This window comes from Streptomyces sp. NPDC101165 (assembly GCF_044768135.1).
Lineage (GTDB): Bacteria > Actinomycetota > Actinomycetes > Streptomycetales > Streptomycetaceae > Streptomyces.
Genome location: NZ_JBIWPG010000030.1, coordinates 48,520 through 64,513, shown reverse-complemented (window position 1 = coordinate 64,513; position 15,994 = coordinate 48,520). Strand labels below are relative to the sequence as shown.

Sequence of the window (15,994 nt, the reverse complement as noted above, 5' to 3'; positions counted from 1 at the left end):
CGGCTCTGCGACGGACGGTCGATCGTGTCGGCGAACGGTAGGGCGAGGGTGGTCCGGGAGCGCGCCGCGCGGCGCCGGATGGGCTAATTCGAGTACCCGGGCTGTTTGCGCGACGGGCCGGATTCATACCCATATGCCCGTAAAAACCTTGTCTGTAAATACGACGTCTGCCGATACGACGATCCCGGGGTGAGCTGATGACCGGACGCAGAAAGCAGGTGGCGGTGGTCCTCGCCGCCCTCCTCGCCGCCGCTGCCGCCTGTCAGAACCACGAGCGGCAGGAGCCCGCGGCCACCGGCCGCCCGGCGCCGTCCGCCGACCGCGGCTTCACCCTCGTCGCCTCCGGCGACGTGCTGCCGCACACCTCCGTCATCGAGCGGGCGCGCTACGACGCCGGCGGCGACGGCTACGACTTCCGCCCGATGCTCTCCGGCGTCGAGCCCGTGGTCAGCGGCGCCGATCTGGCGCTGTGTCACATGGGGACCGTGTACGGCGCCGACGGCGGCTACAGCGGTTACCCCGTCTTCAAGTCCCCGCCGCAGATCGCCCAGGGCCTCGCCGCGACCGGCTACGACGGCTGCTCCACCGCCTCCGAGCACGCCCTGGACGACGGCGCCCTCGGCATGCGGCGCACCCTGGACGCCATGGACCGGGCCGGCCTCCGGCACGCCGGCACCGCCCGCACCCAGGACGAGGCCCGCTCGGTCACGATGCTCCGGGCGGGCGGGGTCCGGGTCGCGCATCTGTCGTACACCTACGGCACCGACGACCGCCCGCTGCCGCCCGGACAGCCCTGGGCCGTCGACCTGATCGACCGGAACCGGATGATCGCCGACGCCCGGGCCGCCCGGAAGGCGGGCGCCGACGTGGTCGTCGTCTCCGTGCACTGGGGCACCGAGTGGCAGGACGACCCGGACCGGCTGCAGCTCGCCCTCGCCCGGCAGCTGACGGCCTCGACGACGAACGGCCGCCCGGACATCGACCTGATCCTCGGCACCCATGCCCATGTCCCGCAGGCGTACGAGAAGGTCAACGGCACCTGGGTGGTCTACGGCCTGGGCGACCAGATCGCCGGCGAGATGTACAACGACAAGGGCGTGCAGGACTCGCGGGCCAACGACTCCACCCTCGGCCGCTTCACCTTCGCCCCGCCCGCCCGTCCCGGCGACCGCTGGCAGGTCACCAGGGCCGAGTTCATCCCGCAGATGTACGACCTCGACTCCGGCCGGGTCCGCGACCTCAACCAGGCGATCTCCGACGGCGCCGAGCTGGAGGGGGTGCGCGACCGGATCAGGGAGGTCGTCCTCAGCCGCGGGGCCGCCGACGACGGGCTGGTCATGGGGGAGTGATCACTCGGCGGACTGCGGCCGGGCCAGCGCGGAACGGCGGTAGGAGTAGCCGAAGTAGACCGCGCAGCCGATCACGAACCACACCGCGAACCGCACCCAGGTCTGCCACTGCAGGAACGTGATCAGCCAGACCGAGAAGACGACACCCAGCGCGGGCACGAACGGCATCCACGGGGTCTTGAAGGTGCGCGGCAGCTCCGGCTGCCGGTAGCGCAGCACGATCACCGCCGTGCACACCACCACGAACGCCAGCAGGATGCCGATGTTGGTCAGCTCGGCCGCCTCGCCGATCGGCAGGAACCCGGCGATGACGGCCGAGGCCGCACCGACGATCCACGTCACACGGGTCGGCACGTGCCGCGTCGGGTGCGTCTTGGCGAACCAGATCGGCAGCAGCCCGTCCCGGCTCATGCTGAACCACACTCGGGTCACACCCAGCATGAACGTGAACATCACCGTGAGGATGCCGATGATCGCGCCCACCGCGATCACGTCGGCGAGCTTGTCCAGCCCCACGGACTTGAACGCCGACGAGAAGCCGCTCTCCGGGTCGATCTCCGTGTAGTTCTGCATGCCCGTCAGCACCAGGCAGGCCGCCACGTACAGCACCATCGAGATCGCCAGCGAGTAGATGATCGCCTTCGGCATGTGCCGCTGCGCGTCCTTCGACTCCTCCGCCGCGGTCGACATGGCGTCATAGCCGAACACCGCGAAGAACACGGTCGCCGCACCGGTGAACGCCCCGCTGACGCCGAACGGGAAGAACGGGTGGTAGTTCGCGGTGTTGATGTGGAACACGCCCACCGCGATCACCACCAGCACCACCAGCACCTTCAGAGCGACCACGAACGTCTCGAAGCGGGCCGCGGTGCGGATGCCCAGGTTGAGCAGCCAGGCGATCAGCAGACACAGCGCGGCCGCGAACAGGTCGACCCGGTGCCCGTGCCCGGTGCCGGGCGCGCCCAGCATCCAGGCGGGCAGGTTGGCGCCCATCTCCTCGACCAGGAAGCCGAAGTATCCGGAGATGCCGATGGCGACGACGGCCACGATCGCCGTGTACTCCAGCAGCAGGTCCCAGCCGATGAACCAGCCCGCGAACTCACCGAGCACCGCGTAGCCGTACGTGTACGCCGACCCCGCCTTCGGGATCAGCCCGGCGAACTCGGCGTACGACAGCGCCGCGCAGGCACTCGCCAGGCCGGCGATGAGGAACGACAGCAGCACCGCGGGCCCGGCCGTCTCGTGGGCCACCGTGCCGGCCAGCGTGAAGATGCCCGCCCCGATGATGCCGCCGATACCGATCGCCGTGAGCTGCAGCAGCCCGAGCGAGCGGTCCAGCCGGGGTCCCTCGGTGATCTCGGTGTCCTCGATGTGCTCGATGGGTTTGCGGCGGAGAATTCCTTCACCCATACGCAGCTTGGCCATGCGCCTCACCTCTTCGCCGATGGCAAACGGCTGACGGCGGATCATGATGGCTCAGGGCAGTCCCGTACGGAAGACGCCACGCACGGGCGCGGCGGGCCCGGTCCAGTCCGGTGTCCAGGTGCGGCCCTGCGGCCGGGCGGGGCGCCGGTCGGCGAGGTGGGTGCGCAGGGCGGCGAGCGCCGGGTGCGGATTGGCGCTGATCCACAACAGGGAGTGAGGGTAGACGGGCGTCGGGTCGAGCAGCGGGATGCGGCGCAGATCGTGGCCGGCCGGCCAGACCAGCCGGGTCTGCTCACTGACGAGGGTCGCCAGGGTGCTGTCGGCGGCGACCGCGTCCTGCACCGCCCCGGTGAAGTTGGGGCCCGAGGAGTCGATGGTGAGCCCGAACGCGGCCGCGAGGGAGGCGTAGTACGCGGCCCACTCGGTGCCGTCCACGATGCCCGGCATCCAGATCCGGTGCCCGGCCAGCTCCCCGGGCGAGATGGAGCGGAGGCCGGCCAGGGCGTGTCCCGGGCCGGTGAGCAGCTGGATCGGTTCGTCGTGGACGCGCACGGCCTCGACTCCCCTGGGCAGCGGCCGTCCGGGCATGGCGACGGCACGGAAGGACGCGTCGATCGTCCCGGAGCGCAATGCGGTGAGCGCCGAGTCCACGTCGAAGAGCGTGACGACGTCCAGGGCCACCTCCGGGTGCGCCTCGTGGAAGCCGCGCAGCAGCGCCGCGGGCGCGAGCCGCGGACCGATCACATCGACCCGCAGAGCGCGCCGCCCGGGCCGTACGGCGGCGGTGGCCCGTTCCTCGGCCAGCAGCAGCTCGTGGGCGTGCGGCAGGAAGGCCTGGCCGTCGACGGTCAGGGTGGCACCCCGGGCGGTACGGGTGAACAGCCGCACGCCCAGCTCCTTCTCCAGCGCGGCGATCCGCTTGGAGACGGCCTGCTGGGTGACCGCCAGCACGGCGGCGGCCTCCTGGAACTGTCCCGAGTCGGCCACGGTGACAAAGGTGCGCACTGTCTTGAGGTCCACTTCACCACCGTACAACCGATGGTTGTGACGCCTGATCCGGAAGTTGTTTGCTTCGGCGGCCGCCTGCCCGATTTCATGTCCCGGGTCAACGGGGAGGTTCTGGATGGGACGGCGGTTCGGGTGGCTGTGGGCCGCGTACTCGGCGAGTGCGATCGGTACCTGGCTCGCCTTCGACGCGTTCTCGGTGATCGCGGTCATCGTGCTGCACGCCGGACCGGCCGAGGTGGCACTGCTCGCCGCGACCGGGCCCGCCGTGGGCGCCGTGGCGGCGGTGCCGCTCGGGCCGTGGGTGGAGTTCCGGCGCAAGCGGCCGGTGATGATGGCGATGGACCTGGCCAGGTGTGCCGCGCTGCTCACCATCCCCGCCGCCTACGCGCTCGGCGGCCTCGGCCTGGGCCAGCTGCTGCTGGTGTCGGTGATCGTCGCGGCGGCCGACATCACCTTCAACGCGGCCTCCGGCGCCTTTCTGAAGACGCTCGTACCGGCCGAGCGGCTGCTCACGGCGAACTCCCGGTTCGAGTCCACGAACTGGACCGCCCTCGTCCTCGGACCGCCCCTCGGCGGCGCCGCGATCGGCGTGTTCGGCCCGGTCGCGACGGTCGTGGCGAACGCGGTCAGCTTTCTGCTGTCGGCGCTGGGCATCCGGGCCGTGGGCGGCGGCGAGCCCCGCCCCGAGCGCACCGGCGTGGAGCGCCTGCGGGCCGCCGACCTGCTCGACGGCTGGCGGTACATCCTCACCAGTCCGGCCCTGCGGCCGCTGTTCTTCAACAACCTCGCGGTCAACGCGCTGATCATGGTCGCCGTACCACCGCTGGCCGTCCTCATGCTCGGCCCGCTCGGCTTCGCCCCCTGGCAGTACGGCCTGGCGTTCGCCGTGCCCTGCCTCGGCGGACTCCTCGGCTCCCGGCTGGCCCGCCCGCTGGTCGCCCGCCACGGCCAGGCGCGGGTACTGCGCACCGCGGGCGCCCTGCGCGCCGTCTGGCCCCTCGGGCTGGCCTTCGTGGGGCCCGGCCTGCCCGGACTGCTGCTGGTGATGGCCGTGGAGTTCGGGGTGATCACCAGCTCGGGCGTCTACAACCCCGTGTACGCCACCCGCCGCCTGGAATGCACTCCGAACGACCGGGTCGCCCGCACCCTGTCCGCCTGGTCCATCACCGGGAAGGCCACCACGGCCGCCCTGACCGCCCTGTGGGGCCTGCTGGCGAGCCTCACCGGCCCGCGCGCCGCCATCGCCCTGGCCGGCGTCCTGCTCCTCGCGACCCTGCCGCTGCTCCGGAAGGAGACGACTACGGTACGACCGTCACCGGCCACCGTCCCGCCTTCACCAGCCGGACCGCCACCGAGCCGATGATCCGGTGCCCCGCCTGCTCGGAGGCGCCCACCACGACCGCGTCCGCCTTCAGCTCGTCCGCCGCCTTCACCAGACCGTTGTAGGCGTCGCCACGGAAGGTGTGGAACTCCCAGCGCACGTCGAATATCCCCTTGACGCGCTCGGTCGCCTCCCGGATCTGGGCGATCAGGTCCTCGGCGATCTCGTCGGTCGTCTCCGCCACCGGAGCCCCGAGCGCCGCCCCCGCCGCGAGCACCGGCTGCACGTACACCACCGCCAGCAGCGCGTGCTGTCGCCGGGCCAGACCGCCCGCGTAGGCCGCGGCCCGCATCGAAGAATCGGAGCCGTCCACCCCGACCACGATGACCTTGGGCCCGTCCGTGCCCCGCTCGAACTGGTGCGCGTGCTGTTCGTGCTGCTCCGTCACATCCCGAGGCTATCGGAACCCGTGCTTCCCGCCGACGCCCGGCCCCGCTCGACGGGCGCGCCGCGCCGCCCCTTCCTACAGTCGGAACCATGACTGCCACCGTCGGGCCGGCCGCACGGAGGGACGCCACGGGCCCGATACGCCCGCCCGCCGCCGGACGCCTCGGCTGGGTGCCCGAGGCCTTCGCCGCCCTCTTCGCCGCGCTCGGCCTGCTGTGCGCCCTGCTCGCGATCTTCGCCCCGCTGCGCCGCCTGCTGCGCCCGCTCGTCCGCGCCCTCGACCTGCTCCTGGTCCCGATCAGCGCCAACCTCGCCTACGCCGTCTTCCTGTTCCTGCTGGCCGCCGCCACCGGCGCCCGCAAGAAGGTCGCCTGGTGGCTGGTCGTCGTCTATCTGGGCCTGGTCGTGGTCAGCGACATCCTCGGCGTGGCCCTAGGCCAGTACACCGAGTCGGTGCCGTCCCTCGTGCTGTGCGGTCTGCTGCTGCTCCTGCTGGTGACGGCCCGCAAGGAGTTCTACGCCGCCTCCCGCCGCGGTGCCGTGTGGCGGGCCCTCGGCGTACTGCTGGCCGGCCTCGTCGTGGCGATCCTGGCCGGCTGGGGCCTGGTCGCGCTCTTCCCGGGCACCCTCCCGCAGAGCCAGCACCTGGCCTGGGCCGCCGACCGGGTGTGCGGCGGGCTGGTGTCCAACAGCGCCTTCGACGGCCGCCCGCCCCGCCAGGTCACCTTCCTGCTCGGCCTGTTCGGCGCACTCGCCCTGCTGAACGCGGCCGCCGCGCTGTTCCGTTCACAGCGCCTGGAGGCGGCCCTGCACGACGACGAGGAGGCCCGCATCCGCGCCCTGCTCGGGGCCTACGGCAACCGGGACTCGCTCGGCTACTTCGCCACCCGCCGCGACAAGGCCGTCGTCTTCTCCTCCAGCGGCAAGGCCGCCGTCACCTACCGCGTCGAGGCTGGCGTCTGCCTCGCCAGCGGCGACCCCGTCGGCGACATGGAGGCCTGGCCGCACGCCATCGAGGCCTGGCTGGACGTGGCCCGCCGGCACGCCTGGGCACCCGCCGTGATGGGCGCCTCCGAGGACGGCGCCCGCGCCTACGCCCGGGCCGGACTCGGCGCCCTCCAGCTCGGCGACGAGGCCATCCTGCACGTGCCCGGGTTCGACCTGGACGGCCGGGACATGCGGGTCACCCGCCAGGCCGTGCACCGCGTCCGCCGCACCGGCGCCACCACCCGCATCCGCCGCCACGCCACCCTCACCGACCAGGAGATGGAGGAGATCGTCGACAAGGCCGACGCCTGGCGGGACACCGAGACCGAACGCGGCTTCTCCATGGCCCTGGACCGGCTGGGCGACCCCGCCGACGGCGACTGCCTCCTCGTGGAGGCCCTCAGCGACGACGGCCGGCTCCTCGCGCTGCTCTCCTTCGTGCCCTGGGGCCGCGACGGCGTCTCCCTGGACCTGATGCGCCGTGACCGCGCCGCCCCCAACGGGGTCATGGAGTTCATGGTCGCCGAGCTGTGCGCGGCCGCCGCGAAACTCGGCGTGCACCGGATCTCGCTGAACTTCGCCGTCTTCCGCTCGGTCTTCGAGGAGGGCGCCCGCATCGGCGCCGGCCCCGTCCTCAGGCTATGGCGCCGGATGCTGCTGTTCTTCTCCCGCTGGTGGCAGCTGGAGGCCCTCTACCGCTCCAACGCCAAGTACCAGCCGGAGTGGTACCCGCGCTTCATCTGCTACGGCGAGACCGCCTCCCTCGCACGGATCGGCCTCGCCTCCGGCATCGCCGAGGGATTCGTGTCGGTACCGTCCCTGCGCAAACTCTGGGGAAAAGGGCACCCGAAGACGGGGCAGCGGCCCGCCACCACCGAGGGCCTGCCGTCCCTGACGGTGCTCGGCCTCGAAGGAGGGGACGAGGCCGGGCCCGCCGCCCCGGACGCGGGCCTGCCCGACCAGGTTCGCGTCCGGCACCGCACGCTCGACCGCCTGCGCGCCACCGGCACCGACCCGTACCCGGTCGGCGTGCCCGCCCCCACCCACGCCCTCGCCGACGTCCCGCAGGGCCAGGACGTCACCGTGGCCGGCCGCGTCATGCTGGTCCGCGACTTCGGCGGCATCGTCTTCGTCGTCCTGCGCGACTGGTCGGGTGACCACCAACTCGCCCTCACCCGCGACCGTTCCGGAGCCGCCCTGGACCGCTTCCGGTCCGACACCGACATCGGCGACCACATCACCGCCACCGGCCGCGCGGGCCGCAGCGACAAGGGCGAGCCCACCGTCTTCGTCACCTCCTGGCAGCTGACCGGCAAGTGCCTGCGCCCGCTGCCCGACAAGCGCCGCGGGCTGGCCGACCCCGAGGCCAAGGTCCGCCGCCGCTACCTCGACCTGGTCACCAGCCCCGACGCCCGCCGGATGATCCGTGCCCGTTCCACCGCTGTACAGGCCCTGCGGCAGGGCCTGCTGGACCGCGGCTTCCTCGAGGTCGAGACACCGATGCTGCAGCAGATCCACGGCGGCGCCAACGCCCGCCCCTTCACCACCCACATCAACGCCTACGACCTCGACCTGTACCTGCGCATCGCCCCCGAGCTGTACCTGAAGCGGCTGTGCGTCGGCGGCCTGGAGAAGGTCTTCGAGCTGGGCCGCACCTTCCGCAACGAGGGCGTCTCCTACAAGCACAACCCCGAGTTCACGATGCTGGAGGCCTACCAGGCGCACGCCGACTACGAGGTGATGCTCGACCTGACCCGCGAGCTGATCCAGGGCGCCGCCACCGCCGCCTTCGGCTCCCCGGTCGCCCGCAAGGACGGCCGGGAGTACGACATCTCGGGACCGTGGCCGGTGAAGACCGTGCACGGGGCACTGTCCGAGGTGCTGGACGAGGAGATCGGCCCCGGCACCGAACTGCTCAGACTGCACCGGCTGTGCGATCGGACCGGTGTGCCGTACACCGCCGACGACGGCCCCGGTGACGTGGTCCTGGAGATGTACGAGCGGCTGATCGAGGAGCGCACCCAGCTGCCCACCTTCTACAAGGACTTCCCCACCGAGGTCTCCCCGCTCACCCGGCAGCACCGCACCGACCCGCGGCTCGCCGAACGCTGGGACCTCGTGGCCTTCGGCACCGAACTCGGCACCGCCTACTCCGAGCTGACCGATCCCGTCGAACAGCGGCGCCGGCTCACCGCACAGTCCCTGCTGGCCGCGGGCGGCGACCCCGAGGCCATGGAACTGGACGAGGACTTCCTCGACGCCCTCGAGTACGCGATGCCGCCGACCGGCGGGCTCGGCATCGGCGTCGACCGGCTCGTCATGTTCCTCACGGGCCTGACGATCCGGGAGACCCTGCCGTTCCCGCTGGTGCGCCGGCGCTAGCGCCCGGATCCGGGGCGGTGGTCCGCAGGCCCTGCCAGGGCAGGGTCAGCAGCGCGACCGCCGCGGCGGTCAGGGCCAGCGCGACACCGAGTTCGAAGCACTCGGCAAAGCGGTCCGCCAGGGCGGCGTCGTATTCCTTGCGGGTGTGGAACCCGGTGGACGACAGCCCCATCATGACGACCGTGACGACCCCGGTGAACAGCGATGCCCCCAGTCCGGCGCCCAACTGCCGGGAGGAGTTCAGCCCCCTGGGCAGCGCACCGCTCCCGGACCGCGCGAAGCTCACCGGCAGGGCGAGCACACCGCAGCCGTAGCCGATCAGCAGCAGCGGCGGCAGGACGTCGGCGACCTGGTAGCCGTTCCCCGCCCGGCTCAGCAGGACGAACCCGGCCGCCGCCACTGCACAGGCCATGGCCACCGTGACGGCGAGGCCGACGCGTGCCGCGAGCAAGGGCAGGGTCAGCCAGCCCAGCAGCAGCCCGGCGACGGCCGGCAACAGGGCCCAGCCCACCGACTCGGGGGAGAGGCCACCCACCATCTGAAGGGCGATCGTGAGGACCAGCCCGGCACCGGTCAGACAGGCCGCCAGCAGCGCCACCACGGTGTACGCGCCGAGTGCGGCCCGCTCCTGGTACAGCCGGGTGAGCAGAGACGGCTCCTGCCCGCGCCGGCCGAGCCAGCTCAGCGACGACGGCGTCAGTGCCCCGGCCGCCGCGATGGCGATGACCGTGGTCGGGGACACACTGTGGTCCCCGAGCCACCCGGCGAACCAGGCGAGGAAGCCCAGCGGGACGACGGCCGCCGCGGCGCGGCCCACCCGGGACCGGGCCTCGGGGCCGGGCGCGGACTCGGTGAGCGCCACCGGGACCAGCAGCAGGAGCAGTACGCCGACGACGGCCTGGGCCCAGAAGACGGCCGCACCCGACTCCATCGTGGCCAGCAGCATGGTGGACGGCAGCACCACCACCGGACCGGCCGCCGCGACCACCACGAAGTGCACGCTCAGCGCCCGGTCACGGCCCCGGCCCTCCGGATGCGTGGACTCGATCAGCGCCACCGCACCGGCCGTGATCGCCGCCGCGGCCACCCCCTGTACCGCCCGCGAGGTCAGCAGCACCCCGGCGTCCTGCGTCACCCCGGACGCCGCGGCGGCGGCACTCGACAGCACGAGCCCGCCCATCAGCACCCGTCGCAGCCCGAAGGCCTCGCCGAGAGCCACCGCGAGCACCGGCAGCGCGGCGAAACACACGCTGTACGTGGTGATCAGCCACGTCAGCCCGTCGACGGACATCTGCGACCGGGACGAAATCCACGGCAGTGCGATCGCGAAGGCCGTCGTGTCGAAGACGACCAGTACCTGGGCGGCGCCCAGCAGCACCACCGCCAATCGCCTGCGTGCCACTCCACTCGTTCCCCCGTGCACGACCAACCTGGCTCGACCTCCATCTGCAACGCCGGTCATTTCCCAACGGACTGAGCGATTATCAGGAACCCGGTCGGCGGTTCACAAGTCGGTCCGGCGCTGCGCCGACCGGGTGGATTCCCGCTGCCGCACCGGCGTCGCTGTGGTGCGCCGGAGGCTTGTGGGGCGAGTGATGAGTCATGCAGAAGGATCAGTTGTTCAGTCGGCGCCGGATGCTTCTCGCCTCGGTCGTCGCTCTGGGAGCCGCGGGCACCGCCGGAATCGTCATGGCGGAGGGCGACGACGAGGCGGCCCGCATCGCCGCACCGGTCGCCGGCGCACCGGCCCTCCAGGCGCTCAAGTCCTCCGCCTACCGCCTCCAGCCGCTCACCGGATACGGCCCGCCGCGTGCCGAGCCACGCAAGCTGAAGGTGCGTCACGAGCCCATCCTGCAGATCTCCGGACGTGGCCGACGGATGATGCTGACGTTCGACGACGGCCCCCACCCGGACTACACCCCGCACATCCTGGACACCCTCGCCAAGTACGACGTACGGGCGATGTTCTTCGTGTGCGGGGAGTGCGTCGTCGAGAACAGGGAGCTGCTCGCCCGGATGGCCGACGAGGGGCACGTCGTCGGCAACCACACGTGGACGCATCCGCTGCTGACCACGCTCAACCGCCGGGAGATCCGCTCCGAGATGGAGCGGACCAGCGACGTCATCGAGGACACCTACGGGGAGCGCCCCCAGTGGTTCCGCGCGCCCTACGGTGCCTGGAACCGCGCGACCTTCCAACTCGGCGCCGAAATGGGCATGGAGCCGATGGCGTGGACCGTCGACACGACCGACTGGGAGACGCCCGGCACGGGCACCATCGTCGACCGGGTGGAGAGGGGCGCCGCCCCCGGTGTCGTGGTGCTTTCCCACGACGCCGGGGGCGACCGGTCGCAGAGCGTCCACGCGATCCGCGAATACCTGCCCCATCTGCTCGACTCCGGCTATCACCTCACCGTGCCGCCCCGCCGAACGTCGTGACCGGGCACTCGCCCGCCCGGTCACCACGGCTCACTCGACCGAGGCCAGGCGGGCGAACACGACGACGTTCCCGTCGTAGCCGTTCTGCTTCGAGAAGCCGCCGCCGCAGGTGATCACCCGCAGTTCCGCCGTGCCCTTGGAGCCGTACACGCGGTCGCTCGGGAAGCTGTTCTTCGCGAAGACCTCGATTCCGTAGACCTTGAACACCGCGGTCCTTCCGTCCTTGCGTACGACGTCGACCCGGCTTCCCTTCTGCAGGGCCCCGAGTCCGTAGAACACGGCGGGGCCCTGCTTGTTGTCGACGTGCCCGACGACGACCGAGGTGCCCTTCTCGCCGGGCGAGACCGAACCGGTGAACCAGCCGGCCAGGTTGGGGTCATCAGGCGGCGGAGCGCCCACCCAGCCCTGGGCGTCCAGGCCGACGGGCAGGACGGGCGCGTCGACCCGGATCGAAGGGATCCGGATCCGGTCGGCGGCGGCGAACGGCAGGGCGGCGGGGCCGCTCGCGAACGCGCTCGGGGTGGCACCGCCGTCCGCTGCCGCCGCCGCTGCCGACGCCGGCTGCGGTGGCCCGACGTCGAATTCTCCGGAACCATTCCGGATGAGCGCCAGGCCGGACAGCAGAACGAGCGCGATCACGCCCCAAGGGGCGCGCTTCCGCCGCAGCTCCTCCTCTTCGGCCAGCTCGGCCATCACGGACGCAGACATTCGCATAGGAAAAAGCTAAGTCCCGTACGAGCGGCGGGCGACGGGGCTACGGGGCGAACGGGTGGTCCGTCACCCTGTTGGTGCGCCATACGAGTTGCAGCCGAAAGGATTTTTCTGACGGTCTGTGACCTGCGGCAATATCCGATTGTGTGGTTTTCCCATGGCGTGTCCGCTCACCAGGACGGACCATTCTCGACATGCGGGCGTGTTCCGGGCGTCGGAGGGTTCTGTCGGGAGGTGCCTTCTCGCCGATAGTCCGGGTACGGGACCCGGAGTGCCTCCCGCGGAGGTTCACATGCGAAACCAACGTGCCCTGGCGGCCGCGTGCGCAGCGGTCGCCGTACTGGGGCCGGCCGCCCCCGTGGCCGTAGCGGACGGCATGGGCGGCGGAGGCGGCTCGAACACCGTCATCACCATCCCGGGCACCGGCAACATCGGGAACGGTCTGGGGAACGGGTTCGGGAACAACAACGGCAACTTCTGCCAGGGGAACAACAACGGCCGGGGTGACAACTTCGGCCGGGGCGGCAACGGCAGGTGCGACAACTTCGATCGGGGCAACAACAACGGGCGGGGCGACGAGCACGACCAGGAAAAACACCACGGCGACGACAATCCGCGCAACATCGTCGTCTCCCCGACCGTGCTCCCCAAAGACGGCGGCCGTCTAGCCATCACCGTGGACAACTGCCGGGGCGGTACCGCTTCCTCGCCTGCCTTCCCCACCGTCCAGCTGTCGCCGATCGGCAACGACACCGCGCGAGGCGTCGCCACGGTCCCGTTCGGTACCCCGTCCGGCACCTACGAGATCACCGTCAACTGCAACGGCCGCACCCTGAGCCGCCCGGCGGCCTTCACGGTGGGCAGCGGTGGCAAGGCCGGTTCCGGTGGCGGCAACGTCGGCCTCAGCGGCGGCCATACCGCTTTCGGCGCCGTCCAGGCCGGTTTCGGCGGCAGCGTCACCAGCGGCGCCACGCCGACCGACATGGCCATCGGCGGCGGGCTGGTGGCCTCGGCGGTCATCGGAGGCGGCATGTCCCTGATGCGCCGCCGCCCGGAGAGGATGTTCTGACCGGGGCCCGGATCCCGTTCTGCGGAGGGCACCGCACGCAAGACAGGCCTTCGCCCCGGTTCCCGCAGGGGGACCGGGGCGAAGGCCTGTCCGCGATCAACCCTTGACGTGCGGGAACAGGTTCAGGAACGGCTCGGCGGTCGCCGCGATGCCCCGGCTGTAGGGGGCGTCGAAGTCCCAGATGAGGAACAGCATGAAGGCGATGGTCGCGGAGAAGAACCCGGCCAGGATCAACTCGCGCCGGGTGCGCCGGATCTGCAGCGCGAAGACCATGCAGACGGTGATGACCGCCCCGGCGAGCAGCCCGAACCACACCACGCCCGGCATCGTCGCCCCGGTCGAGTCGGCGCGCGCGTTACGCGCCTGGTCCGCGGCGGCCATCTGGTCCAGCAGGGGCTGGTAGGCCTGCGCCTCGAAGTCGTTCTTCGGCTGATAGTCCGTCACATCGTGGCGGAGCGTCGCCAGCAGTTCCGTACCGCGCTCGGTGACGCGCCCGTGGTCGGTCATCGACTTCCACTCGGTGGTCACCACGTACTGGACATAGGTGTCGGCGTCGCCCCGGATGCGGTCACGGACGTCCGGCGGATAGACCCGCACCCGCTCCGAGATCTCGTGCAGCGCCTGGGCCTCGGCCTGCACATGGTCCTGGGCGGCGCTGCGCGCCTCCCACACGCCCGCGATGGCCAGGCCCAGGACGATGGCGTACACGACGCCGATCCACATCGTCATGTACTCGATGACGTCGGGGGTCTCGCTGGGGTCCTCGTCGTCGGGAGCCCTCTTGTGCCGTACGAGGGTGATGACGACCACCACGGCACAGGCCCCCAGCATCGCGAGGACGAGAACAAGCCAATCCGACAACAGGTGCCTCCAGAAGTGAGCGGCCGGCGCGTCAGCGCGGGCGCAGCGCCGCGACGGCGACGATCGCGGGGACGGTGATGAGCAGGACGTAGGTGACCGGTGACGTGTGGTCGGGCGCCTGGTGGCTGCTGGGCCGGGGGTGGTACGCCGGATAGCTCACCGGGGTCACGGAGGGCCGCGGGCGGGCCTTGGGCGACGGCTTGGGCCGCGGCTTCGGGTCGGGCCGGGGCGTCGGCGTCGGCCGGGGCGCGGGTGGCGCCGGGGCGGGCGGCCGTGGCTTCGGTTTCGGCGGGGTTTTCGGGGTGGGCGTCGGACGCGGCGTGGGCTTCGGCCTGGGCTTCGGCGACGGGGTCGGCTTCGGCGTGGGCGTGGGGGTCGGCGTGGGGGTGGGCGTCGGTGTGGGCGGGCACGGCGGCGGTGGGGGCTTCGGGCACGGCGGAGGCGTCGGCCAGCGGTCGCCGTCCCCCGCCACGGCCACCGCCACCGTGCCGTCCGGGCCCGTCGAGGCGTACGCGCAGGCGTCGGCCGACGCACTCCCGACCGGGCAGCCCACCAGGGTCCAGGTCAGTGCCAGAAGGGCCAACACCCGTGTGGCGGGCGCACATCGGGTCACTTCGGGTCCATGCACGACGGAGATCATGAGGCGCGGAGCGCCGTCGTACTCCGGAGTGCGTCCGGAATGATCCGAAGAGGTGGCAAATGGCGATCAATGGTTTGAAAACCTGAAGCTGACCGACTGGCCGATATGTGCACCTGTGCGACGCCCCGCGACGCCCCGCGACGCCCCGCGCGCGGGGCGCGTCACAGGATCCGGAAAGAAATTTCGCGTCCCCGTTGAACACTCCGGCCCCTCCGCTGCGTACCCATGGCCGTGCGGCGACGCAGCAAGGCGCTGCAATATCCAGGCGAATTTGGGGAGTTGGCAATGAAGACCTCCTGGCGGACCGCCTCACTGGTGGCCACGGCCGCTTCGGTGCTGGCGCTGACGACGGCGTGCGGTCAGGACAACAGCACCACGCCGGCGTCGGCGGCCCAGAACGTCGGGGCCACGGCCGCGGCGGGCGACTACGGCAACCCGGCCGGCACGGCCGGCACGGGCACTGTTGCGGGCAACGGGTACGGCGCCGACGGCAACCAGAGCTCCAGTTCCCCGAGCCCGGCCGCCCCCGCGGGCAAGCTGAGCGTGGCCCGCAACCCCGACCTGGGCACTGTGCTGACCGACGGCTCCGGCCTGACCCTCTACCGGTTCGACAAGGACACGGCCAATCCGCCCAAGTCGAACTGTGACGGCGACTGCGCCACCACCTGGCCGCCGGTGCCCGCCGACGACGCCACCGCCGGCGACGGCATCGACAAGGCGCTGCTCGGCGAGGTCACCCGCGCCGACGGCACCAAGCAGCTGACCATCGGTGGCTGGCCCGCCTACCGCTATGTCAAGGACGTCAACTCCGGTGACGTCAACGGCCAGGGCGTGGGGGGCAAGTGGTTCGCTCTCGCGCCCAACGGCAAGAAGGCCTCGCTGGCCTCCCTGCCCGGTCTGTCCGTCCGCAAGGACCCCAAGCTGGGCGACATCATCGTCGACAAGAACGGCATGACGGTCTACCGCTTCCTGAAGGACAAGGCGTGGCCGAAGGTCATCTCGAACTGCACCGGTGCCTGCCTGGAGAAGTGGCCCGCGGTCGCCCCGGTCAAGCCCGAGGACACCAAGGGTGTCCAGAAGAAGGGCCTGATGGGCTTCACCCGGCCCGACGGGGAGAAGCAGATGACCGTCAACTGCTGGCCCATCTACACCTTCTCCGGCGACAAGGCTCCCGGTGACACCAACGGTGAGGGCGTGGGCGGCACTTGGTACGCCGTCTCGCCCGACGGCAAGCCGGTCGGCGCGCCGGGCAAGTAGAGATCACCTCCCCAGGGTCGATCACCCCGCCCACCGGCGCCCGATCGAAGGTCCGCCCCCTCCGCACCGCACGGAGGGGGCGGACCGTTGTTTCATGG

General features: G+C 71.6%; 14 protein-coding genes. 7 read left to right on the top strand and 7 right to left on the bottom strand.

Going from position 1 to position 15,994, the window contains the following annotated elements; all coding sequences use genetic code 11:
- The first annotated feature begins 197 nt into the window (after positions 1-197).
- On the top strand, positions 198-1,349 hold the full coding sequence (locus tag ACIRVH_RS42075) for a CapA family protein (protein ID WP_403965184.1): 1,152 nt from the start codon (positions 198-200) through the stop codon (positions 1,347-1,349).
- Here the strand turns inward: ACIRVH_RS42075 and ACIRVH_RS42070 are convergent, their stop codons facing one another.
- Positions 1,350-2,774 (bottom strand): APC family permease, encoded by a 1,425-nt coding sequence (locus ACIRVH_RS42070; protein ID WP_403965182.1) that lies wholly within the window; start codon positions 2,772-2,774, stop codon positions 1,350-1,352.
- 51 nt (positions 2,775-2,825) lie between these two features.
- Positions 2,826-3,794, bottom strand: a complete 969-nt coding sequence (locus tag ACIRVH_RS42065) for a LysR family transcriptional regulator (RefSeq protein ID WP_403965180.1) — start codon at positions 3,792-3,794, stop codon at positions 2,826-2,828.
- 103 nt (positions 3,795-3,897) lie between these two features.
- On the opposite strand from ACIRVH_RS42065, the gene ACIRVH_RS42060 reads away from it, so the two are divergent.
- Positions 3,898-5,145 (top strand): MFS transporter, encoded by a 1,248-nt coding sequence (locus ACIRVH_RS42060; protein ID WP_403965178.1) that lies wholly within the window; start codon positions 3,898-3,900, stop codon positions 5,143-5,145.
- On the opposite strand, the gene ACIRVH_RS42055 is transcribed toward ACIRVH_RS42060, so the two are convergent.
- A complete protein-coding gene (locus ACIRVH_RS42055) occupies positions 5,081-5,551 on the bottom strand; it encodes a universal stress protein (RefSeq protein ID WP_398137934.1) in 471 nt (156 codons plus the stop codon). The two genes, ACIRVH_RS42060 and ACIRVH_RS42055, sit on opposite strands and share 65 nt — an antisense overlap.
- Before the next feature lie 89 nt (positions 5,552-5,640).
- On the opposite strand from ACIRVH_RS42055, the gene lysX reads away from it, so the two are divergent.
- Positions 5,641-8,919: a bifunctional lysylphosphatidylglycerol synthetase/lysine--tRNA ligase LysX gene (gene lysX / locus ACIRVH_RS42050; protein ID WP_403965176.1), complete on the top strand. Its 3,279-nt coding sequence runs from the start codon at positions 5,641-5,643 to the stop codon at positions 8,917-8,919.
- Here the strand turns inward: lysX and ACIRVH_RS42045 are convergent.
- Positions 8,864-10,321, bottom strand: coding sequence for an MFS transporter (locus tag ACIRVH_RS42045; RefSeq protein WP_403965174.1), 1,458 nt, complete (start codon positions 10,319-10,321; stop codon positions 8,864-8,866). The genes lysX and ACIRVH_RS42045 overlap by 56 nt on opposite strands.
- Before the next feature lie 200 nt (positions 10,322-10,521).
- Here ACIRVH_RS42045 and ACIRVH_RS42040 point away from each other — a divergent pair, with 200 nt between their 5' ends.
- Positions 10,522-11,358 carry a polysaccharide deacetylase family protein gene (locus ACIRVH_RS42040; protein ID WP_403965172.1) on the top strand — a complete coding sequence of 279 codons (837 nt, stop codon included), beginning with the start codon at positions 10,522-10,524 and terminating at the stop codon, positions 11,356-11,358.
- Between the two features lie 30 nt (positions 11,359-11,388).
- On the opposite strand, the gene ACIRVH_RS42035 is transcribed toward ACIRVH_RS42040, so the two are convergent.
- Positions 11,389-12,066 carry a class F sortase gene (locus ACIRVH_RS42035; protein ID WP_403965170.1) on the bottom strand — a complete coding sequence of 226 codons (678 nt, stop codon included), beginning with the start codon at positions 12,064-12,066 and terminating at the stop codon, positions 11,389-11,391.
- Between the two features lie 295 nt (positions 12,067-12,361).
- Here ACIRVH_RS42035 and ACIRVH_RS42030 point away from each other — a divergent pair, with 295 nt between their 5' ends.
- Entirely contained in the window at positions 12,362-13,138 is a 777-nt protein-coding gene (locus tag ACIRVH_RS42030; RefSeq protein ID WP_403965168.1) for a hypothetical protein, read from the top strand.
- 96 nt (positions 13,139-13,234) lie between these two features.
- On the opposite strand, the gene ACIRVH_RS42025 is transcribed toward ACIRVH_RS42030, so the two are convergent.
- Both ACIRVH_RS42025 and ACIRVH_RS42020 read right to left on the bottom strand, forming a co-directional pair.
- Entirely contained in the window at positions 13,235-13,999 is a 765-nt protein-coding gene (locus tag ACIRVH_RS42025) for a DUF4239 domain-containing protein (protein WP_403965166.1), read from the bottom strand.
- A 31-nt stretch (positions 14,000-14,030) separates the two neighbouring features.
- Positions 14,031-14,159 carry a hypothetical protein gene (locus ACIRVH_RS42020; protein ID WP_403965164.1) on the bottom strand — a complete coding sequence of 43 codons (129 nt, stop codon included), beginning with the start codon at positions 14,157-14,159 and terminating at the stop codon, positions 14,031-14,033.
- Positions 14,160-14,187: 28 nt separating this feature from the next.
- Here ACIRVH_RS42020 and ACIRVH_RS42015 point away from each other — a divergent pair, with 28 nt between their 5' ends.
- A complete protein-coding gene (locus ACIRVH_RS42015) occupies positions 14,188-14,682 on the top strand; it encodes a hypothetical protein (RefSeq protein ID WP_403965163.1) in 495 nt (164 codons plus the stop codon).
- Between the two features lie 242 nt (positions 14,683-14,924).
- The gene (locus ACIRVH_RS42010) at positions 14,925-15,896 is read left to right on the top strand and encodes an SCO0930 family lipoprotein (RefSeq protein ID WP_403965161.1); all 972 of its coding nucleotides are present in this window, start codon (positions 14,925-14,927) and stop codon (positions 15,894-15,896) included.
- The last annotated feature ends 98 nt before the right edge of the window (positions 15,897-15,994 follow it).